The 23904-nt window shown below is 42.9% G+C and carries 24 protein-coding genes; 3 read left to right on the forward strand and 21 right to left on the reverse strand.

The features are described 5' to 3' along the window. Positions 1-631 precede the first annotated feature (631 nt). From ACKTSF_RS11945 to ACKTSF_RS11955, 3 genes are all read left to right on the forward strand, one after another. Positions 632-1420, forward strand: coding sequence for a ParA family protein (locus ACKTSF_RS11945; protein ID WP_125765998.1), 789 nt, complete (start codon positions 632-634; stop codon positions 1418-1420). Then, positions 1413-1646, forward strand: a complete 234-nt coding sequence (locus ACKTSF_RS11950; RefSeq protein ID WP_125765999.1) for a hypothetical protein — start codon at positions 1413-1415, stop codon at positions 1644-1646. The genes ACKTSF_RS11945 and ACKTSF_RS11950 overlap by 8 nt, the downstream gene beginning before the upstream one ends. 92 nt (positions 1647-1738) lie before the next feature. Continuing rightward, positions 1739-1891, forward strand: coding sequence for a DUF5388 domain-containing protein (locus ACKTSF_RS11955; RefSeq protein WP_407889728.1), 153 nt, complete (start codon positions 1739-1741; stop codon positions 1889-1891). Between the two features lie 151 nt (positions 1892-2042). Here ACKTSF_RS11955 and ACKTSF_RS11960 read toward each other — a convergent pair whose 3' ends face one another. The 21 genes from ACKTSF_RS11960 to ACKTSF_RS12060 form a co-directional block, all read right to left on the reverse strand. Further along, positions 2043-2315 (reverse strand): hypothetical protein, encoded by a 273-nt coding sequence (locus ACKTSF_RS11960; protein ID WP_267668862.1) that lies wholly within the window; start codon positions 2313-2315, stop codon positions 2043-2045. After that, positions 2315-3133 (reverse strand): GH25 family lysozyme, encoded by an 819-nt coding sequence (locus ACKTSF_RS11965; protein WP_407889730.1) that lies wholly within the window; start codon positions 3131-3133, stop codon positions 2315-2317. Before ACKTSF_RS11965 ends, ACKTSF_RS11960 begins: the two co-directional genes overlap by 1 nt. After that, the gene (locus ACKTSF_RS11970; protein WP_407889732.1) at positions 3126-3554 is read right to left on the reverse strand and encodes a hypothetical protein; all 429 of its coding nucleotides are present in this window, start codon (positions 3552-3554) and stop codon (positions 3126-3128) included. The genes ACKTSF_RS11965 and ACKTSF_RS11970 overlap by 8 nt, the downstream gene beginning before the upstream one ends. A 58-nt stretch (positions 3555-3612) precedes the next feature. Then, a complete protein-coding gene (locus ACKTSF_RS11975; RefSeq protein WP_407889734.1) occupies positions 3613-3798 on the reverse strand; it encodes an XkdX family protein in 186 nt (61 codons plus the stop codon). Further along, positions 3798-4157, reverse strand: a complete 360-nt coding sequence (locus ACKTSF_RS11980; RefSeq protein WP_407889736.1) for a hypothetical protein — start codon at positions 4155-4157, stop codon at positions 3798-3800. Before ACKTSF_RS11980 ends, ACKTSF_RS11975 begins: the two co-directional genes overlap by 1 nt. Before the next feature lie 14 nt (positions 4158-4171). After that, on the reverse strand, positions 4172-6823 hold the full coding sequence (locus tag ACKTSF_RS11985; RefSeq protein ID WP_407889738.1) for a hypothetical protein: 2652 nt from the start codon (positions 6821-6823) through the stop codon (positions 4172-4174). Continuing rightward, positions 6816-7055 carry a hypothetical protein gene (locus ACKTSF_RS11990; protein WP_407889740.1) on the reverse strand — a complete coding sequence of 80 codons (240 nt, stop codon included), beginning with the start codon at positions 7053-7055 and terminating at the stop codon, positions 6816-6818. The genes ACKTSF_RS11985 and ACKTSF_RS11990 overlap by 8 nt, the downstream gene beginning before the upstream one ends. After that, a complete protein-coding gene (locus tag ACKTSF_RS11995) occupies positions 7052-8062 on the reverse strand; it encodes a tail fiber domain-containing protein (protein ID WP_407889742.1) in 1011 nt (336 codons plus the stop codon). The genes ACKTSF_RS11990 and ACKTSF_RS11995 overlap by 4 nt, the downstream gene beginning before the upstream one ends. Next, positions 8059-10653 carry a phage tail spike protein gene (locus tag ACKTSF_RS12000; protein ID WP_407889744.1) on the reverse strand — a complete coding sequence of 865 codons (2595 nt, stop codon included), beginning with the start codon at positions 10651-10653 and terminating at the stop codon, positions 8059-8061. Before ACKTSF_RS12000 ends, ACKTSF_RS11995 begins: the two co-directional genes overlap by 4 nt. Before the next feature lie 16 nt (positions 10654-10669). Next, complete coding sequence (locus ACKTSF_RS12005; RefSeq protein ID WP_407889746.1) at positions 10670-12664, reverse strand: distal tail protein Dit; 1995 nt, start codon at positions 12662-12664, stop codon at positions 10670-10672. Next, complete coding sequence (locus tag ACKTSF_RS12010) at positions 12651-17939, reverse strand: aggregation-promoting factor C-terminal-like domain-containing protein (RefSeq protein ID WP_407889748.1); 5289 nt, start codon at positions 17937-17939, stop codon at positions 12651-12653. The genes ACKTSF_RS12005 and ACKTSF_RS12010 overlap by 14 nt, the downstream gene beginning before the upstream one ends. Before the next feature lie 16 nt (positions 17940-17955). Continuing rightward, entirely contained in the window at positions 17956-18105 is a 150-nt protein-coding gene (locus ACKTSF_RS12015) for a hypothetical protein (RefSeq protein WP_156405762.1), read from the reverse strand. A gap of 41 nt (positions 18106-18146) precedes the next feature. Next, positions 18147-18548, reverse strand: coding sequence for a phage tail tube assembly chaperone (locus ACKTSF_RS12020; protein WP_407889750.1), 402 nt, complete (start codon positions 18546-18548; stop codon positions 18147-18149). A gap of 119 nt (positions 18549-18667) precedes the next feature. Further along, positions 18668-19291, reverse strand: coding sequence for a phage tail protein (locus ACKTSF_RS12025; RefSeq protein ID WP_407889751.1), 624 nt, complete (start codon positions 19289-19291; stop codon positions 18668-18670). Positions 19292-19307: 16 nt separating this feature from the next. Next, a complete protein-coding gene (locus ACKTSF_RS12030; RefSeq protein ID WP_407889753.1) occupies positions 19308-19682 on the reverse strand; it encodes a DUF806 family protein in 375 nt (124 codons plus the stop codon). Further along, positions 19679-20125, reverse strand: a complete 447-nt coding sequence (locus tag ACKTSF_RS12035) for a phage tail protein (protein ID WP_407889755.1) — start codon at positions 20123-20125, stop codon at positions 19679-19681. Before ACKTSF_RS12035 ends, ACKTSF_RS12030 begins: the two co-directional genes overlap by 4 nt. Next, positions 20118-20474 carry a phage head closure protein gene (locus ACKTSF_RS12040; RefSeq protein WP_407889757.1) on the reverse strand — a complete coding sequence of 119 codons (357 nt, stop codon included), beginning with the start codon at positions 20472-20474 and terminating at the stop codon, positions 20118-20120. The genes ACKTSF_RS12035 and ACKTSF_RS12040 overlap by 8 nt, the downstream gene beginning before the upstream one ends. After that, positions 20458-20784, reverse strand: a complete 327-nt coding sequence (locus tag ACKTSF_RS12045) for a head-tail connector protein (RefSeq protein WP_407889759.1) — start codon at positions 20782-20784, stop codon at positions 20458-20460. The genes ACKTSF_RS12040 and ACKTSF_RS12045 overlap by 17 nt, the downstream gene beginning before the upstream one ends. A 22-nt stretch (positions 20785-20806) precedes the next feature. Next, positions 20807-22039 carry a phage major capsid protein gene (locus ACKTSF_RS12050; protein ID WP_407889761.1) on the reverse strand — a complete coding sequence of 411 codons (1233 nt, stop codon included), beginning with the start codon at positions 22037-22039 and terminating at the stop codon, positions 20807-20809. Beyond that, positions 22039-22770: a head maturation protease, ClpP-related gene (locus ACKTSF_RS12055; protein WP_434056357.1), complete on the reverse strand. Its 732-nt coding sequence runs from the start codon at positions 22768-22770 to the stop codon at positions 22039-22041. The genes ACKTSF_RS12050 and ACKTSF_RS12055 overlap by 1 nt, the downstream gene beginning before the upstream one ends. After that, positions 22748-23902 carry a phage portal protein gene (locus ACKTSF_RS12060; RefSeq protein WP_407889765.1) on the reverse strand — a complete coding sequence of 385 codons (1155 nt, stop codon included), beginning with the start codon at positions 23900-23902 and terminating at the stop codon, positions 22748-22750. Before ACKTSF_RS12060 ends, ACKTSF_RS12055 begins: the two co-directional genes overlap by 23 nt. Positions 23903-23904: the final 2 nt, after the last annotated feature.

Genomic DNA, 23904 nt, shown 5'->3' on the forward strand with positions numbered 1-23904 from the left:
CTGAACCAGAGTACAATTCTACGCTAAGGTTTCCCCTTAGTTCGTCGGTCGTTAACGCCCGTCGCTTGTCTGTACAATTGCGGTATTGCTACCACCATCCATTATAAACCTACGTTTTCGGTTTAGCCTACTAAAAAACGCCCTAGTAGGCGTTGACGATACGTATTTATGTTTGTTCGATCACCAACTAATCAATGGCACCAAGCCGAAGCTTCGTTTTACCACCCGCGCCGTTAATGGTCGCGCTCACCATTCACCACCCAGCCGTACAGATGACCTTGTTGTGGTATAGCCAGACTTATTGAAGTCGCACTGGCAAACGTGTCCCCTTGGATTTAGACCCCAGCTTGTCCCCTAGGGCTTTAAAAATCGCACCGGCCATGATATAATAGTCAGTAACTTAGATGACTTTTTTGTGGCGCTCACCAACTCCCATTGGTGGGTGTTTTTTTGTATATAATTTATTAGACTTATTATTTATTGATGTACACGAAGTAATGGTAACCCTGAATCGATAGTTTGTCAAACTTCTAATAAATTATAAATAATAAATTATTTATTTTAAATTACATATTATTTATTTTAAATTATCTTATTATTGTGTTATCATTGCGTCATTGGAGGATATACTATGAGAGCTAAAACATTGTTACATTTTAACTTTAAAGGTGGCGTAGGCAAGACTACACTAAGCGTCATGAACACATATTTATTAGGTGCCAACAAAAACAAAGTTTTGCTGATTGACCTCGACCCACAGGCAAACGCTACCGAAATTATGAAAGCCACATTTAACAAAGAAATTGAACCGGCTGTGTCTCTTTACAACGGACTATTAAATTTTGATCTAAGTAAATCAGTAGTTACTCTAACCGATAATATCTCAATAATTCCAGCTGATTGGGAACTAAGTTTATGGCCTGGCAAAGCTGAAAAAATTAAGTCTCATGACCGCATGCTTATATTAAGCGAGCTGATCAAGAGCTTTAAAGAACAATTTGACTACATTATTATTGATGTTCCACCAACACTCTCCATTTTTACCAATAACGCAATCTTAGCTAGTGACTATATATCGTTAGTATTGCAAACTCAAAAGCAAGCTTACACATCTGTCCTTAAAACTGCGCAGTATATGTTTCAACTAAAAAGTGATTATCAAGCATCTTTTAACGTTGCTGGTGTAATTCTTTATCTTGTTAAAAAAGATGCCAAAGTTGATAAAGAAATAACACAAGCTGCCATAGATTCATTTGGAGACGCTGTATTTTCCAACAGAATTTGGCAGCAGGAACGAGTTAAGCTGTTTTCAAACGAAGGCATCAAAAATGAAGACCACTGGGATAAACGAGCAATTGGAATGTACGATATGGTACTAAAAGAACAACTAAAACGGATTGGAGAAATGGAAAATGGCTAATGATTTTTTAGGCAAATTAGCAAAACAAGCTAACCAACAACTAGGCGACAATGAAAGCCCATTTAAACAAAAAAAAGAAGTCACTAGGCCCGTACAAGTACGTGAAGGTACGTATAAAATGATTAAAGATATAGCCTATCATAAGGAAGCTAAGATAGTTGATGTTATTGACTCTATGCTTAAATACGCTATCAATTCAGGCGAGTTTGACGAAGATAATAAATAATTTAAAATAAAAAATAAATTATTTATTTTAAATTACAAAAATTCTAGGTGCTTTGATGAATAAAAAACGAGCAACTATTATATTTGATGAAGATGTCTCAGATCAAACTATCAGCGTCAAAAAGCCCATTGCATGATAACGCATTAGACTATCTCATTGATTCTTTAGACGCTGAAGACAAGCAAAAATTTACTTTTCAATTAGATATTCTGGAGAGTAGAGACGCCCGAACTAGGGGAAAATAATATCGCGCTCTCAGACGACACGTTCATCTTTTAGACGTATACTTGTCCGTTTAAATGAAGCAGAATGCACACAAAAAAAGCCACCCACCTCGTGATGAGATGAGTGGCTTTTCGGTTGTGTCAACTTTGGAGGATTAACTTAATCCTAGCACTATTTATTTTTCAATTCACGTACATCGCCTTCGACATTGTCTAAGCGTTCGTTGATAACTTTGTGCTCACTTCTGCTAGCGATAAAATCTTGACGCAGCGTATTTTGCGAATCAAACAGACGCTCAATCCGCTGGCTACTATCCTTCATACTTTGAGCAATGTCTTGGAGCCTATCCGTGAAAGGCTTCATGACCACCATCAACGCTGCATAGATACCCGCGACTACAGCCAAAGCCAAGGTGATTAATTCAATCCAACGATCAAAGGTCATTACTGGTCACCCGACTTTCTGACCAGCTTTACATAGTCCTTGTTAGCTGAGATATAGCCAACGTCAGTCTTAATTCGATACACTTTGCCATACTTGACGGCCTTACCGTAGATGGTACTGCCCTTAGTAAAGTGAACACGGCGCTTATTAGCCTTGTCTAGGGCTGGCTTACCATACACATTAACCTTACGGGTAATCACTTCGTATAGGCCGTTATCAGCCCAGTATGAGGCTTTCTTATGGGTTACCTTGGTAGCCTTACCTGAAAGCTTACCATCGAAATCATAACTGCAATCTACCCCGTGCCAGTTGTCGGTATATTGCCAAGCGTTGGCATTAGCTACTCCCGGTTGACTGACACCATAAGCCGCAACCCAGATTGCTTTATCTACCAGTTGGGAACGATTAATTCGGCCAGCATTGAACCAGCTACCCGATCCGTACGTAATCACATTCTTGTACCCGTGACTAATCAGATACCGAAGGAATACGTTAACCTGGCTGGTTGTGGAATAGTGTAAGTCGGGTGCTTCAACATCGATTGCAAGTACCGTGGACTTATCTAATCCCATCTTCTTCACCCAAGCCAGAAAGTATTGAGCTTCAGCCGTTCCCCGACCATGAAAGAAGTGGTAAACCCCTACGGTATTGAATACTTTGAATCCATTGGCAATCTGGTTGCCAGCCTTGGGACTGAGATAGCCAGTTCCTTCAGTCAACTTGACCATAATCCCATCAGCGCCCCAACCTTTGAGCTGTTTCATGTAAGCTAAGGAATCGGCTTGGTATGATGACAGGTCAACAATCTTTTTAGTCATTGCTATCAGTCCCTTCTGATGGGGTAATGACCTCCGTTGTTGCTGGTACAGAGATTGGGGCATGATTATCCCCACCGGCTACCTTGTAAGCTTGATAAGCCTTCTCAACTAATCCTGAGATAGTTTGAACATCTAAGTCAAAGCCGTTGGCCGTTAATTGAGCATTAACGAAGCGGATTGCTTCCTTCTTGCGATCAGACAGAGATAAGCCAGCCATGACTGCCATTTCAGGTACAATCGTGTTAGCCAAGTTTAAGCCAACTTCTAATCCTTGCTTGACATGAACGTTCTTTTCCGTCTGTACCTTACGAGTTAAGAGTGGCTTTACTAGCTTGTAAACAGCGGGAATTAACACTAGTAAGAAGGCAAATACTCCCGCATTATTAAGCCAATTGAACACATCTGTAATTTCTTTGAACATTTTTTATCCTCCTAATTTTGCGTAAATTAAAAGCACTGACTAACTGGCTGAGTAACTGCTAGTTAGTGGTGCTTGTTGTCGTTGATTGAGTTGTCGTTGCTTGAGTTGGTGCTACATATGCTTCGCCGGTGATAGCTTTGTAATCTTCAGCGGTAATCCCGTCTGGTAATCCAACGACTGTTGCTAACGTTTCCTTGGTAATTGTCTTCCAATCTTGATATGCCCATTTATAAATTTGAACCATTATGCCGTCCCCTTTGCTGATTGGCTGAGTGCAAGTGCTGTAATTGACTTCTGTAATTGATTGATACTGGTGGCGGATACCGTTTGCTGTTGTGCTAAGGTAGTGGCTGAGTTAACCGCTTCCTGACTAGTCTTCAACACATCAGAATACTTGGTATTTAACTCATCAAGGGATAATTCTGGCAAGTTACCCGGATTGAGTACCACCTTTTTATCCGTATCGTACCGGAACTTGTCGGAATGCTGTACAAACTGGGTAATCCATGAATCAAGAATGAACACCTTCGTGTACCCGTCTGCTTCGGCATTCTGGTACGCTGTGATGAAACCATCTGTATCATAAGTGATATAAATAAACATGTAATCGTTCCTTTCTAAACTAATTCATCATAAATCACGTGTGGTGCGTTACTGGATATACTAAACGAGCTAGTTCCATAGCTACTATTAGTTGTAAATATTAACTTATTTCCTGTTACAGAACTATTATATCTATTTAAGGGGATATTTCCGTAATATTGTAAATAACTATTAGAATCAAGTTTAACGTTTTTAACCAACCAGCTAAAATCTATCGTCACAGTTACTACAGAACTCCCATTGACTACTATTCCACCTAGTACATACAAATACTTTTTATCAGAATCAATTTTATACAAAAAATAGTTAGAATTTAAAGTTCCTGATGACAAAGTAATGTAATTGTCGGCTAATCTACGCCAAGCTTGGTCTTCAACGCTTTTCAAATCAGCCGCGGTTGCGACATCAACCCCCTTTACCTGTAATCCCGCAGTAAAGTTTGTGGCTTTAGTAGAGTCAACCATGTTAGCCGTAGCGGTGCTGATTGCGGTTGTAACATCTGATTTTGTAGCTACTGCTGTACCATTACTTTGCAATCCGGCAGTAAAGTTAGATAGCTTAGTAGTATCGGCAAGCGTTGATGGAACAGCAGGTACCCCATCTTTTGTGATATATGGATTACCCGTAGTTTTATCAATTGGTGCTGCATCAAAAGTATTTTTACCCGTAAACTCTTGGTCTGAACCTGTTCGTGCTAGGTCAGATGGCAAACTGCTTGCGAGAAGTAACGGATTATTGTTGACAGTTGGAACGGTATCAAAGTTGTTAGCTCCAGATAGGTGGGCAACTTTGGAATCGTCAGATAAAAGCACCCACGGTAACGCATCATGACCGACACTTGTGATGTTACCATCTGGGTATATACTTCTGACTGCCATTCTTGAGGAAGCTCCTCCTATTTCATATGCAATCTGAAATCCTCTAAATAGGCTCCAATCATATTGAATTCTAGTTTCCAGCATCATAAGCGCTTTAAAAGGATTGTTAGGAGCGCTTCCAGAAACATAATATAATCCGGGTTTAGCCAAAGTATCTACATCTGTATTAATTGGCTGAGAATTTTTGTTTAGCGCAGAATCTAACACTGCCGGAGTAAAAGAATCTCCATTTATGCTAATGGTTCCATCATGATTGTCATGAACTACCTTGCTGTCATCAGCAAACTGAACCCAACTAGTAAAATTATTATATGAATGCCAAGAACGCATTCCTAAAATGCTATTATTTGTTCCGTATGCAAGTTGAACCCCATTTGACAAATAATAAGGAATTACCTGATAAATAGTATGGCCATCTCCACTTGGTATTCCATTAGTTCCACTACGTAACATATAAAACCCAGCAGTGATAACAGTATTCATATCAGTTGACTTTAAGTCAGTTACAGTTGAATGTAAAACTTTGGAATCATCAGCAGGTGTAATAGAGCTGCCATTAACTTCAATTGTGCCATTTTTGTTATCAGTAACTTTAGTGCTAAGTCCATTGTTCAAATCAGTAACAGTTACATAATTACTTAAATCAGGACTTACATTACCGCAATTTTTCCATGCTCCAGCATCCCAAACGTACAAATCTGTTCCAACAAAATAACAGTACCCTTCTTGATTACCAGTTGTTGGTAATTGGGAAGCATTGCTTACTGTGCCTTTTACAACCAATCCAGCACCAACAGGACCTTGTGGACCAACTGGACCAGTAGCACCTGTTGCACCAGTGTCACCCTTGTTACCTTTTGACGATACGAGATAGAATGACTTCGAAGTTCCATCATCATAATTTAAGGTTACTTGCGTCCATAAAAATGGATTAACTTGCGTAGTTGCGATTAAACTATTTGACCAGGTTCCGGTTGGTGTTGTTGTTGCGCTATTTGCAATTTGATATTGAATAGTCGTCGATGAAACGCCTGTACCAGTTTTTCCTGGAATACCTTGAGGACCTTGTAGTGATCCGCAATCTTTCCAAGCCCCATTTGTCCAGACATACAATTCCTCGTTAACTAAATAACCATCACCTTCACTAGCCGTTGCTGGAAGCTGGGAAGTAGTGTTAACTTTACCTTTAATCTCTAGTCCTTGTCCGGTATCACCTTTTGGACCTTGCAACGTGGAAACTTGATTAGTTAAGTCAGTTTTAAGCTGGTCAAATTCCTGTTGGAAATCGTCCAAACTCATAACCGGGATAACGTCCCCAGAATCGCTCATCACATTCTCAGTAATGGTGAATCCTTGTGGGTCATCGCTTGGGAAGATGGCGTTGTACGTAGTCGTATTGGTTGTTGTTGATGAGGTAGTAGTAGTCGTTGGGGTAGCAGTAGTCGTGGTTGAACCAGTATCAGTTAATCCTTCTTGACTACCCGGGGTAATCAGGCTGGATAAGGTCACCCACACTTCAATTGTGTAATCATCGGGTACTAAGGCGTTCATAACTTCGGCATCAACTGGCATGGTAATCAATCCGGCTAATGGTTGCTTAATTGTAGCCATATCAATCGACTTAGTGAATACATAACCGGTGTCGTTAGCAACCTTTACATCAATGGCCGTGGCATTAGTTAAGTCGAATGCTGAACCATCTTGGGTAATCGCCAGATTGAAGCTGGCTGTGGTATCGAGGTATTTAACCTCATTGTTGCCATCGGTAAAGTAAAGTTCTTTACTCACTAATACCGCCTCCTAGGGCATTCGTAGCTTCAGTTTTCAACCGGGTTAGCACCAATTTCTTGAACCCAGCCCACATATCTTCCTTGGTTGACCCAGAGAAGGCTGATGAAGCTTCATCAGCCGTAGCATCAAAGTTACCGTAGGCTTGGTGGTTGGTACCGTTGAAAACAACCGTGTAGACAACGTGAGTGGTGTTATCTGAGTTCTGTTTGACATCCAAACTTGTAATCATTGAGCATTCTTCCTTTCTAATTGTGCGATTCGGTAGCTGAGCTCATCTATTCGCTGGTTGGACTTCTTTAAGGCCGCCAATAAAATTGAAATGGTATTGGACTCGTTTAAGAAGTAATTCCCGTTTTCATCCGTGCTAATCATATCGTTAGCAATACTTGCAGACTTTTTACCAATTGAATTAACATCATCAATAATCGGTCCAATATGCTGGGAATCAGCAGAGTTATCGGAATCCTTGTACCTCCATTTTTTTACATCAGTATTCATGACAGCAGATAAGGCTTCATCTGGAGAATAATCTGTCACATCTCGCTTAGCAGATAAGGCGGACTTCAACTTGGTACCATTTGAATAAACATCAGCGGCATGGATATCTGTTACACTTCCACCTCCACCTTGCTTTTCAAGGTATAAGGCACCACTATCATCACATGCTATGGTGTGTCCGCTAATAGATAATCCTTTGCTATTAATTCCATTAGAAGTGTCTAGGGAGATAACTCCGGTGTTACCTTTAGATAGCGTAATCAATCCGCCGTAGACATCAGTTGTATACCCACTAATCAGGTTACTAGCTTCAAATCCATCATTATTCATCGTGAACTTGTCTATTCCCGAATCAATACTAATCGTGCCACCATTAATGGTACTCCCGGAGATATTGACTCCATTAATATTCCCAGCTTGAACGTTACCTAAGTTGGCTGATAGGGCTGACAGATATTCAACCGCAAGACTAGTTACGTCCCACTTTTTAAGTGTCCAACTACCACCAGAATAGATATACATACTAGTTGCGACATCACCACTCATTACCAGCCACATATCGCCATCGTTATGTTCTTCACCATCATCGAATGGGGTGTTGGTTGATTCGATAATTGTTCCGTCAAGAGAAGTCTTGAGGTTTTTAATCTTTTCGGCTAAATCATCGGCGCTATCTGAGGCTTGTTGGGCTAACTTAGTTGCTTCGTTAATATCGACTGAACCTGTTGCAATAATCATCCTTCGACCACCTCCTGATAAGTCTCACCGTCATCAATGTTGAAAGCAGAATCGTCATCACTGGCACTATCTGAATCGTCATTATCATTAGGGATTACCACTGGTTCTTCTACCTCGGTGTTTTCTCCTTCATCTTCGGCTGGGTACGCGATGGATAAGTCCTTGCTATCATCGCGGATACCGATTGGAATTGACCATAAGCCAGAGTGACTAATCATGACATTATGAGCCGCATCTCGGTACTCACTGACGTTGAAGCCAATCATTAGCTGGTCATGAGCTAAGTCCGGGTATATCCCTTCTGGTTCAAAGTGACCACCATACTCAATCGGTACAGTCAGCTGAATATCCTGTGAGGGTTCAATCTGGTAATTAAAAATGACTGACTGGGTAATGAGATTGATACACATTACTAGTCGGTCATCCTTATTGTTGACGTCTCCTGCTGTAAAGAAGGCGTACGGATATGAAATTGAATTAGCTTGAATCGTATTATACTTGCCATTGTTGGTGACCCCACTTGGTACCGGATTCCAGCCGAAGTCCTGCAATTTGAATCGGATAATTGGGAAGTAATTGCCAGCTTTTAAGTCAGATATTTTACATACTTCAACCGTGCCGTCCATCTGACTACCAATCCATAATCCATTGGTTAGGTCAACGTTAGGCCGGACATATGTTTCCATCTCACACCACTTAGTCACGGTACTGGAATCGCTATTAATTACAGCATGAGGCGTGTATGGGAAGGTTGCCAGCCAATTTTTACCACCACTTAAATCCTTAATCTGGGAGTAGATAAGGTTGTTTACTTCATCATATCCGAAGGAAGCGCCATGTTGGCCGCCTTGAACGATCATGGAATCCATTAGTACACCCTTAGAACTCCAATGTAAGAACTGGCAATCACTTAAATTGGACTGATTTTGCTTTCCTTTGTACGCATAGCTGGCGAGTACCTCACCATTGCTCATAACGTACGAGAATTGCAATGCCCCAACATGATTATTGCCGAACTCATCAGGATTACCATCGGTAGTCTCCCACAACTTTTTGAAGGTACCATCAGCGTTGGATCCAGTGTCTATCCACATTTCTGACTCGTCCTTCACGAAGGCATCATCAATTGATACCACTAAGCTACCGACAAATGGTGGGGTAATGGTGACTTCATAGCCGTCTTTTGAGTGCTGACTCTCCCAATTCAGATTATGGGTACCATCTTGTTGAATATACTCCCAGTTGAAAGCCGCGGCTGATAAGAAGGACGTAACATTTTCCCCTTCAATGAACAATCGGGCAATGACTCGCTTACTGGTATCAGTATTCGTCCATGATTGACCCAGTGGGGTTATTAGGCTGATACTAGCAGCATTTTGGTTCTTTTTGGCATCTTCAAACAGCTTTTTTACGTGGTCGTTCCACCGCTGTTCCATATTTTTAATGAAATTGGGAGTAACAACTGTAACCGTTGAAAATTCCCCGATAACTACCTTGTTTTGAGTTGGATCACTCTCGGAAGTTGTCCGTTGAATAACTCTGGCTTGCAAGGTTAATACTGGACTCATAGTCAGGTCGATTACTTTAATGGTATCGCCTAATTGGGCATCAAAATCTGACGTTACATCAACGGAATAATTGACCCGTGGGTGATTATACAGTCGTAACGTCTTCAATCCCAACGATAGTAAGGCATCGGGTTCACTTACCGTAGAACTGGTAATACTGCCTTCCAGCCAAGTGTTGGCATCATTGTTGTACAGGGCGTTAGCAGAGGAATCAGTGACAAAATTACGACCACCGTTACCTTTAGCGGTACTGATTGAAGCTCCACCGGAACCATAGACATACAACTTGGTAATCAAGGTAGTATCAACTGTCTCTCGCTTAATACTAAGCATGTTGTCACCATAAGTGATACGTCTACCGGTGTTCTGTCCCCGTTGATCGGACAATTCCAGAATGGTATCAACCACAATTCCAGAACTATCTAATTTTACGTACCCATCAGCTTCACAATCGTAGGTCGTCAGGATTGTTTGAAGCAAAGTTTGAGATGAACTCTCACCATCAATGGAAAAATCTGAAAGTAGTCCAGAGGTTGCATTATCAACCAGTGTTATCCCGGTACCAGCAATTATCCAGTGCATAGCGGCTGGTAATGAGCACTCTTTAATCTCTTTCTTAGTGGGAATTGTCTTCCCCAGTCGCCAGATTAAGAGGTTAATGGCATCAGCTGAGATAAGGTTAGTTCCAGAGGTATTGTCCATGGTTTCATCAACGGTATATATCCGGTACACTCTCCAGCGGTCATTCGCTTGGTCATAAGCCGCTAAGTGATTGCCTACTCTCAGGTATTGAGCCGCTGGACTGTCTGCTACCATGGTGAGACCGGTAAAGGTATCATTCCATGACTTGCTGTTAGCGTTGGGGTCAGAGGTATTAGCTAGACTGGCTTCGGCAATGCTGTCGTTTGAGCTATTATCATCGGCAAGTTGTTGCTGAATAGTCTCACCCCAGAATATATTCGTATCAGTCGCCGTATCTAAGGTGGCGACTCGTTTGAGGTTCTTATCAAGAATGACGTACACACGTCTTAGCTCCTTTCTATTTAACCGCTGGCTTGTACTCCAACGTTATATCTGCGTTTGCTGGGTCAGGAGTGAAGTGCATCTCTTGGCTAACATCACCTTCAATTGAAGGGAAGGTAGATAGCCATGACACATACTTATCGACATTTCTACCAGCCACGGTAACCGCGTTATCAGCGGAATCTATGATAATTTCTTCACCGGCGTGGGCAATTACATGGGGAATGTCATCGGGGTCATCTGATCCATCAGAAGTGTATATTTTGAGGTCGGTTAGCGTTTCAAAGTCAGAATAATATCCAACTGGTGGTTTAACCAAGTCTTCCTTAATATCATGTTTCATAAAGGTTGCGGCTACGTTAGCCAAGGCAAAGCCAAACTTGCCCGACTTATCTAACTTTTCAGTATGAATGTGAACCTTACCCTCAGTATTTTTTGAGAAAACAACCCCAGTTTTAGGATTATATTCGTTAATCTCGGCCACCCAGTTGTCATAGACTTTTCCGCCAATAGTTTTCTTTTGGCGTTCCAATGAGAACTCACCGAAGAAGTTTGAATAAGCATCCTTGTTCATATACGTGGTCTCCATGACATAAGTCTTAATAGTTTTGGACTTAGTCCTAACTTTTGGCTTAGAAACCTTGGTAGACTTACGCTTACCACCGGACTTCCTCTTAGTAACCTTCTTAGTTGCCTTCTTTTTCTTTTTCTTTTTCTTCTTAGCTTTGGCCTTGAAGGATTCCCGCTTAAGGGTGGCTTGATACATTCTGGCTGATTTAGCTTTGGTCTTAGCCTTAGAAGTGGATTTTCCTTTCACCGTTTTAGTTAAATGGACCTTTATATCATGATGATTTTGCCCATTAGTTTTGCGTCCACCCTCGTTATATAGAAGGGTGAGGTACTTGCCCCTATCCTTGGTGGCATTAAATGAACTCCCCAGTTGAATGTAACCACGGGGGTACCGGCCTTGTGCATAATCAGTAATCCCCATTCGTCCACAAACATTGCCATTAGAATCCAGCAGATAGCCTTCAACCTTACCCATGGCCCGTTCATTTTCCATCCGCTTGATATGGTGGAACCGCATGGATACCTTCCAGTAATTGCTAATCTTGGGAATACCTTGGTGGATAATAACGGGGCCGTAGAAGTCCTTGTGCTTGCCGACTGTACCCCAGTTGTAATGGCCTTTACTATCCTTAGCGACCATTAAAGACGTTGCTGTAGCGGTTGCTTTACCATCATTTTCCCCACGGTATACCTTAATTGCTTGGGTATCGGTACCAGCTTGAAACCATGTGCTCATTGAGTTACAAGGGTCGTGTACTTGTAATTCTTGGTGAGGCGTTAAGCTAGTGACATTGCCACCAGCATCAGTAACCGTTGAACCATCGTCAACATGGTACCCAACTGCTACATATTGGTCTCCCAATGTGTAACCGAAGTAGTACAGGTCAGTCTTGGGAATGATATGGATAACTGGTTGAACGGCGGTATTACCAGCTGGACTGATAATCTGTTCATTACTGGTAATCTTAATGTCCCGTTGAGGTAGAAACCCCCGTGGGTCAGCCAGCATGAAGGTAAGCGTAGTTGTACAGTCCTGTACCCCTTCATTGATAAAGGTTGGGGTAGGAATGGCTGTAAAGTGACCATAATAGACTACCTCTGGCTGGTCATTGAACCGTAACGGGTACTGAGTATCGGCATCGTCATGCGTATTAATGATGGCTTTAGATAGGTTGTCCATCTTACGGTTGTACTCATCACGGCTGCTAGCCATGATTGTAATTGGAATATCAATCTCTTTTTCTCCGTATGAATTCCCTAAAAAAACGCCCCCATATCTACCAGGGACGTCTTGGAAGGATTCAGTGATGGTGGGAGCAATCGGCTTCGAAACGTGGTTAACTAGAATTTCTAAGTCTTTGAAACTGTTAAACCCATCCGAACCATCTTCAGAAAACGCATAATCAAATGTATCTACCATGGCTGTTCTACTGAATACCATTTACATATCCCCTTCCTAGATTTTTGCTTAGACTCTTTTTCGTTTTTACTTGGTTATACCCACTGTAGATATCGTTAGCAGATACGACAGCCGGTGTTGGGTTCTGTTGACCAACGAGCAAGCTTTGCATAAGCCCAATGACTTGATCTAACTTGTCCATCAACTTATCTGAGCTTTTGTTGTCGTTACTGGATTGCACCTCTAAGTGATCTCGCTTAGCCATAATAGCCGCCGTTTTACCCAGAAGCTCGTAGCCTCTTGAAGACTTCAGCTTAGACAGTGGAATGACCATTTCAGGCATGTTTCCCTCGGAAATATGGGCCAACTTTTCTCTTTGGCTTAATCCGCCGTTGGCATACCAATGGTGAGATTGCCAGAACTTGTAAGCACCATTAATTCCGCCATACTTTTTGACATAGCCCTTCATCCATTTTAGCTGGGTGATGGGGTTAGTTCGCCAATCCGATCCAGCGCTTGCCATCTTGTTAGCTGGCAAGGACTGGGGCAAGCCATAAGCACCACTGGAATTACGAGCTTTTGGGTTCCACCCAGACTCATGACTCACAATATAGTTGTACATGCCAAACTGGCTTTCTGGAATCCCTGCTTGCTTCAACCAGTGCTTGTGGCTCCCAGTTGGTGCGGGACTATCCCCACTACCAGAACTATCGGCTGCCTCGGTTAAAGGCTCCAAAAACTTCTTAACCCAAGACAGAACACCGGAACCTTTGAGTTGCTTCGTGGCAAACTTGGTAAGCCCACTGGTGATCTTTTTTGCTGCCTTGTTACCATAACTGCCGTGAAGTTTAGTGACATCCAACCAGCCCTTAGTGGACGAACCACCATGATCCCACAGTCCCTCTGTAGTTGCTCCAATATGCACGTGAGTACCACTAGGGCCTAGCTTAGCGATGGCTTGCCCACGTTTGACATGGTCGCCTGCATGCACAAGCAAGTCAGCACCATGAGCATTCTTGCCATTGAGTTCTTGATAAATCAGGCGCAAGCGTCCGCCTTTAGTACCGATGATTTCGCCAACACCATTGTTGCCTAGCCACCGGCCCGGACCGGCTTCTGTAACCACGGCATCTTCTAGGGCATGTACAACCTTGCCGCCAGAGAAATCGACACCATCATGAACAGACATTCCGCCACTAGTGGCCCCACGATAGCCGAACCCGGACGTGATATGCCACCCGGAGCCGGGCGTGTGTGCCACAGGGCCACCACCGCCACTGGCACTAGCAGCGTCATTAATTACATTCCATGCCGCTGACCACCATTTTTGGCCTTGATTCTTGACCTTGTGGTTGGCAAGGTGTGCATATCCCTTGGCAACGCCACCTTTTAGACCGCTAAAGTCTGGGTTAAAGGTTGAATTGAAACTCTTAGTAGCATTACTAGTAAAACCTGTAATGGCTTTTAGTTTGTCTTTCAAGGAACCAAACGCATTTTTAAAGAAGCTGCCAACCTTACCTACTGACTTAAACAGACCACTGAGGAATCCCGTACCGGACGCAAAGTGCATTAATCCCAGCTGACTCATCAGCTTAGTTTCAGATGCGTTAAGAACTTCTGCACCGGGTTCTAGAACCTTCATGGTGTTACTCCCGTGAATTAGTTCCGCGCCCCCATCTGGGTGCAAAACGGCCTCCTGGTTACCTGTTTCTGGTGAGTCATGTCCATCATTGAGAACAGCTAGCGTAGGCTTAGTGATCGCACGGCGCAGGCCACCCAATACACCGGTACCAGTTGCATAGTAAGAAGCCGTGATTGGGGCTAACGTATTAGTACCGCCATATTGTTTGAACACTTGGTTCTGCCCCTTAACAGCACCCTTGTTTAGCCCACCAATTAGCTTTCCAACCCAGTTGCCAACGGTCTTCCAGATACCATGCCAAGTTGAATAATAATTGTCTTTCGTTTTTCTATTATTTTCTTTGGTATTTTGATATTGATTGGCCGACTGCTTAGTAACACCTTTATTTTGCTTATGCGCATAATCAACCGTTTTATTATACTGATCATCAGCTTTTTTAACGGTATCGTGGCGTTGCTTCTCCGCAGCTGCAATGGCATGGTCACGTTGAGCGTGTGCATGTTTCTCAATTGCCGCCCGTTGCTTCTTGGCGTAGCTAGAATTACCCTTGTATTCATCTTTGGCAGCCTTAACGGTTTCGGCATACTTCTTATAAGCAGCCCGAACAGAAGTTTTATACTGCTTGTTGGCGTTAGCAGAAACGGTTTTGCGCTCCTTATTAGAATCAATCAAGGCCTGTTCTAGTTGCTTTTTAGACAGCTTGCCTTTTTCTTTGGTCAGCTTTTTAATGATTGACTCTTGCTTATTAGCAGAAAGCTTAATTTTTCCATCAAGTGTCGTATGAAGCCGTGCTTCTTTAGCAGTTACCGATGTGGCAAATTTAAGTTCCTGTTTTTGCAAAGATTTCTTTTTCGCTGCTTCGTCTTTGGCAACTTCCTTAGAGTTTTTGCCATACTTTTTCTGGTCAGCCAGAATCTTGCGATTCCACTTTTCGGTAAGTGATTGACGTGACTGTGCATAATACTTTGTAATGGCATTACGATCTTTTTCAGACATGGAAGATAAGCGAGTCATTTTGGACTCGTTTTTTTGAATGATAGCAAGACGCTTCTGATATTCGGATTTTGTAATGTCGCCATTCTTATACAGCAGCTTAAGATTCTTGGTATCTTGGTCAACTAATCCTTTATAATGGCTTTTTGCAGTCTTAGTTAGTTTGTCAAAAGCAGAACCATCAGATAGCTTAGGAACATGTATTTTTTGGAATGATAACCCTTTTTGAATAGCTTTACCTAACTTGCGACCGATGCCCTCACCGGCAATCCCACCAAGACCAGCACCAATGGCCGTACCAATTCCGGGAGCAATCATTGTCCCAATAGCTGCACCAGCAGCCGTGCCACCAAGTGATCCGCCAGCTGCACCAACATGTGACCCAGCAGTTTTCTTAGTAGTGCCAATTAGATCGGTTCCGGCATTTAAAACGTCAAATAGGCCAACTGATCCAGCAAGCACTTTACCAGCTTTAGTAACGTTCCCGAGCTCACCGAATCCATGTAGTTTAGAAGTTAAGCGACTAAGCCCCTTAGTCTTGGAACCATATTTTTCAACACGAGTAAGCTCTTTTGCTTCCTTGCCAACGCCTCCGCCTGCTGATTCTGTCACGTCTTCAATAGCGTTCTCAGCTTTGGACACTTTGCCAGTGCCAGTGCTTCCACCAACGCTTGTATCAGCATTTTCTTGGCGGGCTCGGCTATTACGATTTAGCGCGGCTGTCTCTTCATCAATAGCAGCTTTTTCCTTTTTTAAGCCAAATATTTCAGCAGCTTTGCCAAAAATATCCTTAAATCCTTGAACGGTCCTCAGCCCTTTGTTGAAAGCCTTAAGCCCCTTACTAGCAACAAACCAAGTTGCGGCAAATTTAGCGAACGTGTCGGCATTACCACCGATCAGCTTAACAAATGGCTTCAATAGAAAATTGGCAATTTTTAACGAATCAATCAGCGTCTTAAAACCAATTCCGCCTAAACTCTTAAGAGTTACCAATAAATCTTTGATTTCAGGAGCATTTTTGGCAATTGACTTTGAGGCATCAGTAACTCCCTTAGCCAATGAGTTCATCGCACGATTCATAGCTTGCGGGGCTGATTTAATACCGAACGCTTGTGCAAATGCCTTTGTAATCGTGTTGATTCCTTGACTAGCAGACCGACCCACTTTAGTGAATTCTTTGTCCGTTCGCGGATCAGAAACCCATTTAGCCACCGCCGCATATAACGGATTCTTGGCCGTCATAATTGGCTTCTCCATATCACCTAATAACGCGGGCACACGTGCTTTGATAGTTCGTTCCATGCCCACCATCGTTTTAAGCATATTGTCCGCAGCTTTATCATACTTTCCAGATCCTAATTGATTGAATGTTTTTTCAATGTCATTAGCTGAAATTTTACCGGACTTTGCCATGGCAGCTAAATCTGCTACAGTGACTTTCTTTCCGTGATGAACTTGTGTTTCATACTTTGCCAATTGTTCCCGGAACATCGGGAAATATTGGCTAATTTGGTTAAGCATGCCGGCATTAGCCTTACCACGGGATAAGCCGTTGACCATGTCTTGTGTAACTGCTTGAATTTGCTGACTGTTCAATCCAACGGCATCAGACATGTTTAACATCGATTTAGTTAGCTCATCAGATTCTTTTTTGCTGGAATGCAAATGATAGAACCCTTGTTCTAACTCATTAACAACGTCCACGGCCTGACCTGTCTTGACTGACAATTCATTGATTGTTTTAACCATCGAATCAGATTTTTTTGCTGTCCCTGTCAAGGTTAGCCAAGTAGCCTGCATTTTTTGCTGTTCTTTTTCATAATCAGCACCCGCTTTAACGGCTTCACTAATATGGTTAGTCAATGACTGCCATGCGTTAATGACACCGCTAGCCAATAAGTGTGCTCCGAATATCTTGCCAAACAAATGGTCAGCTTTTTCTGTCTTATGGTTAGCACGATCAGTAGCAGCAATCAACCGGTTAATTCCTGTCGGATGAAGTGCGTTATCTTGGCGCCGAACGTCTGCTAGCTCCGTCTTAGTGTGAGCCAGCTTAGTGCCTAGTTCATTGACCCGAATGGACTGCTTGCGGTACTCATCAGAGCTTTTTCCGCTAGCTTCCGCCACCTGATTAAGCCGTTGCTTTTCGATAGCCAGCTGTTTGTTCATGCCAGAATAAGATTCTTGTAGTCCCTTATGCTTAGCGGTAACTGCGTCAGCCGTACGCCCTTCAGCCTGTAGTCGTTCTACAAATGCTTTGCTGGCTTGCGTTGCCAATTGGGTACTACGCTGAACGTCAAGAACACCAGATTTAAAAAGTTCAGTAGATTTCTTAGCGCGTTCCTGTTGCGCCGACAAATTGCTAATCTCAGTTTTTGCTCGCTTAATCTGATTCTCATAGCGCACATAGGCTGAACGTCCCTTTTCGGTGTCCATATCTAGGCCTTTTTGTTGCTCTCGCAGTTTTTTAATAACTGCCTCTTGACCGGAGATAGCCCGTTTCGCATCAGCCACTTTGCCGGCATAAGCCTTCATGGCATCACCGCCTGACTTTATTTCAGTAAAGTTAGACTTCATAGCCGTCTTTAATAGCTTGGCTTCGTTACGTATCTCCTTTAGGGAGCGTGTCATACCGCCGTCATCAAGATCGATGCCAAACTTATATCCCTGAATTTCTTCCACCATTGCTCCTCCTTTCCTACATGTTTCCTGGGGTGATTCCTAACCTCTTAAGCATTTCCATTGGGTCTTCTGGCCGTTCGTCAGGATCGCGGGCTTGAAGAATTTCTTGCATCCGATGGAAATTAGCATCGTCGAACTCATCAGGGGACATTCCCTTATTGATCATCAGTTGCTGCGCATAGTAATCAAAGTCTTCAATTTGATTTTCTAACTCTCGGATGCGTTTTCGCCGTCTAATTTTGGGTCCGGTTCGTCCTCCTTGTCTGTATCTTCGGCATTTGGGTTAATGTCCGACAAAGCGTATTGCAAACGACCTGAAAGCTCGCCAATTTCATCATTGGTTAAATCTTCTAATCGATCTTGCTGCTTTTTGTTAAGGCCTAAAGTGGTTGTCAAAAATTCTTCTGTCTTATCTAATAATTCGATTGCTTGATCATGTTCTTTTTGTAGATCATCAAATGTTTGCGGTTCCTTGTCTTCATTTGAAAATGCTTTGGCTTGAATCAGTTGTAAGTTCCAAATCTTGCGCATATTACGATTGCTAGGCTTGATTTTTTTCGTTTCGTTTAGTCCGATTTCAGGAGCTGAAAATTCAATGTATTCAATCATAAATATTTCCTTTCATAATAAAAAAAGCCGCCCCATTCGGTATTGTTAGCTTTCTTAGGCGACTACTATTTAGTTACTTAGCATTAACAGTTACATGGCTTAAATCCGTGCTAACAGAATTAACCGTTGGTTGGACTACTCGCCGGTGTTACACCAAAAATTTCTTTATCAATAACACTTTGATCAAATCCAGTCTCACCATCGTAGTAAATTTTGCCAACATGATTGTCGTCATTAGCAAATGGCGTGAAAGTGAGTGCATCGTTGACTCGTGTTTCGTTTTCGTTGTTAGTCCCTAGTGATAAATCACCAGCAGTGACGTATCCGTCGTAGAATCCGAAGTGAATACCACCACCAGCAACTGTTTCTGAAACGATTTCTACCGCTACATCGACTGGGTGACCTTCGAGATCGTAACCACCTTTACCGTCAGCTTCCCGTCCCAAAATAGCTGCCAGCACATCATGAGCTAAGAAGTTAATTGTCAATGCAACACTTGGTTGAGCCTTGCCGACTGAAATATCGGCAACAGAGTTGTTCCCCCAAATGCGGGTAACAGAAGGTGCCAATCCGGATAGGACCGCACTAGCAACACCACCATCTTTAGATGTCGTAACCTTGTAAATGCCATTAGCATCAGCACCTGGAATCCCAGAAGTTAACGCTTTGCCAGCCGTAGCATCTAATAATGCAAAGCGAGCATAGGAAACACCTACATACCCGCCGTCTTTTGCTTTTGCCATGTTAAATATCTCTCCTTTATTTTTTGTGGTTGAATTTTAAAGTTGCCATCAATTGACCATCATCTGGGGTCAAAATATGACCATTATCGTCAAAGCAGTAATAATGATCTGAACGCATTACTTGTTTTAGCTGATTTTCTAAGTCGTCTATATCACCGGCATAATCTTTTGGATAGTAAATCTGCACCTGAGCTTGCTGCTGTAGATAAGTAGCCTCATTATCACCATATCCAGATTCATTGTTTGAAATTTCTGTAATTAAAAAGACGGGCTTATCGTCCGTCCAATCATTGGCTTTAATTCCGAATGTATGAATCTGGTCACTACTAACGTTTGGTAGTTTTTCAATAGAATTAACAATTACCTGACGAATCTCACTGGCTAACGTCACTGGCTATGCACCTTCCTATCCATTGTTGCTTTTAACGAAGCAGCTACAGCCTTGCCAACTTCTCCTTTAGCTTCACGTTGCGTTGCTTCCCAAAAATGCTTTCCAGCTACCGGATCATAATTTGATTGCTTAGCACGGCCGCCTGGTGGCTTCGGAATCCAACCATCATTGATGATTCTAGCCACGTAACCCTTCATGCTTTTCTTAGTAAAACCAACATCGACCGACCCATTCGCATGTTCCACATTAAGCAGGGAATCGCGCAGATGGGCTGTTTCTCCCTTACGCAAATTAAATCGATAAGGAACTTTGGGCTTCATAATTTGGGTGAATTTTTTTGCCCCAGCTTTGTTGGCTTGAAACCGTTCTTTACGTCCAAACCCATCTGCAAGATCGTCTAGCAAGTGGTCAAAAGATGTTTCATTGCTAATGTGACTAACCATGCTTAGTCACCACCCGATGGCACGTGATTAAATCAAAGCCCTCATTTTGTAAGCCGTCATCCGCCGCAATACTGTCAATCTTGTACAGATCAGATCCGCACTGAACTTGCAGCGTCTCGTTAACGGCCGGATTATGGCGAATAAAAAAGACCACTGCATTAGTGATCCCAGCTCCGGCTATGGTTAATTGCTGTTGCACATTCAACGACCACTGGCCCGCCCAACAGCTGAAATCTGCTGAAAATTGTTGAATTGGCGTGCCAGTATTCGGATTAACCTCGCCAGTATCAGCATCATGACCAAAGGAGATGCGGAACGTCATTCGTGAAGGATTAATTGCTTTGGTCATCAGTGATCGCCTCCATTTTCAGATCATAGAGCCCTCTCAGTTGCCCAATGATCGAATCAACCGGTAGATTAATACTAATTGCCGTGGTCGGAACTAACGAACTCCGATAGTTATAGTAGGCTGAGGCCAATGCCATCACGGCGGTGGTAAATAAATCAACCACACTGGCATCTTCATAGAAACTATCTAATTCTGTGCCGATCGCCTGCTTGATATAGCTTTCAGCCGTATTTAGGTAACCTTTTAGAAGTTCGTCATCAGCATCACCATCTAAGCGTAATGATAATTTCAAATCATCTAGTGTTGGCATTTAGCTCCCTCCTTACTAATTATTACTTACCAGGTGTGGTTGTAGAACCTGCTGCAAAGTTCGCTGGTTGGTCAGCAATCGCCGCAAATGAACCAGCAACAAAAGCTTCGGTATCCGTTGGTTCCACATCAAACCGATCAATCACACGAATCTTAGTTTGATCGGTTTCAAAGGCTCCACCACCGATGTTTGTCGTCAGCAAGGACATGTTTTCGCGGTCAAACAACGTCACAGCTTGTGATAGATCACCGTAATACAGTGGGTAAGCTGGTGCAGAAGCCGTACCAGTGTTTGGCAACCACTTGTCGGCCACTTCGACAATTTGCTTTCCACGAATTAAATAACGATCGGGTTGTGTTGGGTCTGGCTGCAATAAGTAACGGCCCATTGCGTCCTTAACTTCTGACAGCACGTTAAACCCGGACGTGTTCGTCATTAAGACTGAAGTAGACTTGATAGCTGGATCAACGGCCGTGTTGATCATCGTAATGATGTCATCAAACTTAGCTAAGGTCGGCTTCTTTGGCGCCTTGTTCATTACTTCAATGATCTTAGCGTTGCGAGTAACTACAACCTTCTTGGCAATCCATTGTGATAGCCAAGCCATGATGTTGTCCGCTGTGTCCTTTAATAAGGAGTTCGTCACCGTGCTAATTCCGGCGTAACGATGAATAGCGTACTTGATCAGTGTCAAGTGTGGATCATCATTGTCACCGATTTTAGCCGTTTCATCATCTAAGTCAGCCAACGGAGTAACGTCTGTCCACTTTTCCCAAACCCGTGACCCGGTCGGTGTTGAAACAGCTTCTCGCTTAACGTATTGTTGCAAAGAATCGTATTGACGAACTAACGTATTAATCGCAGTTTGAATATCTTGAGGGATCGTCAGACCGATTGCGTTACCCGATTCATCAGTAGAAGATGTGATCAAGTTCATAACCTTGGGATCACCCTTAATCATGCCTTGGAAGTTCTTAATGAACTCATCTTCAATTTTGACTTCTTGATCGTTTAATGGTTTCTTATCATTATCAGCCATATTAGCAATCTCTTGTGCCTTACGTTCTTCTTCCAGTTGTGTGTGTAAAGCGTCACGACGGGAAACCGCATTATCCCGTTCTGCAGTCATGTTTTTGAATTCTTCTTGGTTAAATTTATCATCTAAAACGGCAGCATTAAGCTTGTCATTCAGATCCGATACCTTTTGCCCTTGGGCAATCCAGGCATCGTTTAAGTCATTAATATTCGTAGCCATTAGTTGGCCTCCTCTTTATTTTTACCCATCAAAATAGCCAACTTGCTTTGCATTAGTGCATTAGCAGGTTGGCTTTCTTTAGGTTGTGTAGGTTGTTGTGTAGGTTTGGGTTGCGATTTAGAAATCAGATTCATAAATTTGTTGATTGCTGCCTTAGAAGGAATCTCTGAAATTGAATTAGTGAATTGAGGTTGCTTGTCATCGACAAACATAATCTCGTCAGCAAAGCCTTTATCAACCGCGTCTTGTGCTGTCATCCAGGTTTCATTAGCCATTAATTGCAACACATCATCAGCGTCCATGCCAGTCTTAGCAACATACGCTGCAACAATAGACTGATCAATGCTGTCTAGCACATTCGACTCATGCGATAAGTCATCCGCGTTGCCTTGGACGCCTGACCATGCCTTATGAATCATAATTTGTGCTGTGGGTGAGATGGAGACTTTGTCGCCAGCCATCGCAATCACACTAGCAGCACTAGCAGCTAATCCTTGGACATTAACCGTGACGTTCCCTTGATAATTTTTTAGCATCGTGTAGATCTCGCTAGCAGCGAACACGTCGCCTCCGTTAGACGCAATGTCAACTTCTACATCGTCATTAGGACCCGCGCTATCTAGCACATCCGACACGCCGGCTGGTGATACAGCTGGCATACCAAAGAATTGATAGAAACCGGCTGTCTCATCATCAACTACGTTACCTTTAATCATTACCTTCTTCGTTATTTCCACCTCCTTCCACTGGGTGAATAGCTTCTGGCATATCTGCAGGGAAGTATCCCAATTGTTGCAGTACCCATGTCGCTTGATTATTAGCAATTGTGCCGTCCTTAGCCAATCCAGATAGTGTCGTGGCAAAGGCATCGCCTAATGGATCAATTGCCGGCCGTAAATTGGCAGTGATAGTCGCGTTCAGCTTGCTGTCCAACTCAGATACAATACATTGCATATAACGGTTGAGCGCATTGGCGTACATGCCTTTGATCTGGTCAATGCTGCTTTGCTGATCACCTTGGCCGTTTAAATAGCTATCCGGAATACCAAACACTTTAGCAATCTGGCGGCTTGTCCAGTCAGTCTGGCTTAACAGCTTAGTTACATCAGCTTTCATCTCGAGTGGCTTATATTCTTCCAGCTCATCAATTACAACTGGTCCGCCATTTGACTTATTGACCTGCCTCATAAAGTTACGCGATCGACTAGCTTTCATTTTTTCACTCAACAGGCCGCCATGCTGAATAGATAGCACACCAGGCGCGCTTATCGAACGTGCTAAAGCAGCTAAGGTTAAGTCATTGGAAGCGTCCTTAATCTGTAGCTCACTAGTTAGTGCTTCTAAGGGGCTAATACCTGTTTGACCGCCGTTAATACCAGTTAACCGAATATGAATCATGTCGCCCTGTGGTACGTATTGCCGTACACCTAATTGTGTTTCGTCAAACGTCACGGTATAAGTTAGGCCACTTCCGTCTTCCAACAAGTACGTTTCAACTTGGCTGGGCCGCAAGTATTCCCAACGCATATCTAAACCGTTGCGATTGCGCCATCGGTAAGCAAAACATTCACCGCCTAGTAGTAGCTGGGCAAACATTGATTGCCAGAACGCATGACCACTGGCTGTGCTGCTGGGATTGTTCAAAATACCTTGCGCTCGTGGCATATTGGCACTAAGCTGTACCGTCGCCAGATCACCGGATAATTGACTGACTACCGAATAAATGTCGGAATTTTTTAACGCGTCTGTTGCACTGACATAATCACGTTGACCATTGGGGTTTAAGAAATTAACAATGTCGCTATCTTCAACGGGCACACTTTGCACTTGGTTCTTAATCTCAGGTGGCTTAAAAACTGGCATTT

The organism is Levilactobacillus muriae, assembly GCF_045862015.1.
Classification (GTDB): domain Bacteria; phylum Bacillota; class Bacilli; order Lactobacillales; family Lactobacillaceae; genus Levilactobacillus; species Levilactobacillus muriae.

What these genes read in the sequence shown, in the direction of transcription:
- ACKTSF_RS11945 (WP_125765998.1), top strand. Translation starts at nt 632, where the DNA reads ATGAGAGCTAAAACATTGTTACATTTTAACTTTAAAGGTGGCGTAGGC.
- ACKTSF_RS11950 (WP_125765999.1), top strand. Translation starts at nt 1,413, where the DNA reads ATGGCTAATGATTTTTTAGGCAAATTAGCAAAACAAGCTAACCAACAA.
- ACKTSF_RS11955 (WP_407889728.1), top strand. Translation starts at nt 1,739, where the DNA reads ATGTCTCAGATCAAACTATCAGCGTCAAAAAGCCCATTGCATGATAAC.
- ACKTSF_RS11960 (WP_267668862.1), bottom strand. Translation starts at nt 2,315, where the DNA reads ATGACCTTTGATCGTTGGATTGAATTAATCACCTTGGCTTTGGCTGTA.
- ACKTSF_RS11965 (WP_407889730.1), bottom strand. Translation starts at nt 3,133, where the DNA reads ATGACTAAAAAGATTGTTGACCTGTCATCATACCAAGCCGATTCCTTA.
- ACKTSF_RS11970 (WP_407889732.1), bottom strand. Translation starts at nt 3,554, where the DNA reads ATGTTCAAAGAAATTACAGATGTGTTCAATTGGCTTAATAATGCGGGA.
- ACKTSF_RS11975 (WP_407889734.1), bottom strand. Translation starts at nt 3,798, where the DNA reads ATGGTTCAAATTTATAAATGGGCATATCAAGATTGGAAGACAATTACC.
- ACKTSF_RS11980 (WP_407889736.1), bottom strand. Translation starts at nt 4,157, where the DNA reads ATGTTTATTTATATCACTTATGATACAGATGGTTTCATCACAGCGTAC.
- ACKTSF_RS11990 (WP_407889740.1), bottom strand. Translation starts at nt 7,055, where the DNA reads ATGATTACAAGTTTGGATGTCAAACAGAACTCAGATAACACCACTCAC.
- ACKTSF_RS11995 (WP_407889742.1), bottom strand. Translation starts at nt 8,062, where the DNA reads ATGATTATTGCAACAGGTTCAGTCGATATTAACGAAGCAACTAAGTTA.
- ACKTSF_RS12005 (WP_407889746.1), bottom strand. Translation starts at nt 12,664, where the DNA reads ATGGTATTCAGTAGAACAGCCATGGTAGATACATTTGATTATGCGTTT.
- ACKTSF_RS12015 (WP_156405762.1), bottom strand. Translation starts at nt 18,105, where the DNA reads ATGATCAATAAGGGAATGTCCCCTGATGAGTTCGACGATGCTAATTTC.
- ACKTSF_RS12020 (WP_407889750.1), bottom strand. Translation starts at nt 18,548, where the DNA reads ATGATTGAATACATTGAATTTTCAGCTCCTGAAATCGGACTAAACGAA.
- ACKTSF_RS12025 (WP_407889751.1), bottom strand. Translation starts at nt 19,291, where the DNA reads ATGGCAAAAGCAAAAGACGGCGGGTATGTAGGTGTTTCCTATGCTCGC.
- ACKTSF_RS12035 (WP_407889755.1), bottom strand. Translation starts at nt 20,125, where the DNA reads ATGGTTAGTCACATTAGCAATGAAACATCTTTTGACCACTTGCTAGAC.
- ACKTSF_RS12040 (WP_407889757.1), bottom strand. Translation starts at nt 20,474, where the DNA reads ATGACCAAAGCAATTAATCCTTCACGAATGACGTTCCGCATCTCCTTT.
- ACKTSF_RS12045 (WP_407889759.1), bottom strand. Translation starts at nt 20,784, where the DNA reads ATGCCAACACTAGATGATTTGAAATTATCATTACGCTTAGATGGTGAT.
- ACKTSF_RS12050 (WP_407889761.1), bottom strand. Translation starts at nt 22,039, where the DNA reads ATGGCTACGAATATTAATGACTTAAACGATGCCTGGATTGCCCAAGGG.
- ACKTSF_RS12060 (WP_407889765.1), bottom strand. Translation starts at nt 23,902, where the DNA reads ATGCCAGTTTTTAAGCCACCTGAGATTAAGAACCAAGTGCAAAGTGTG.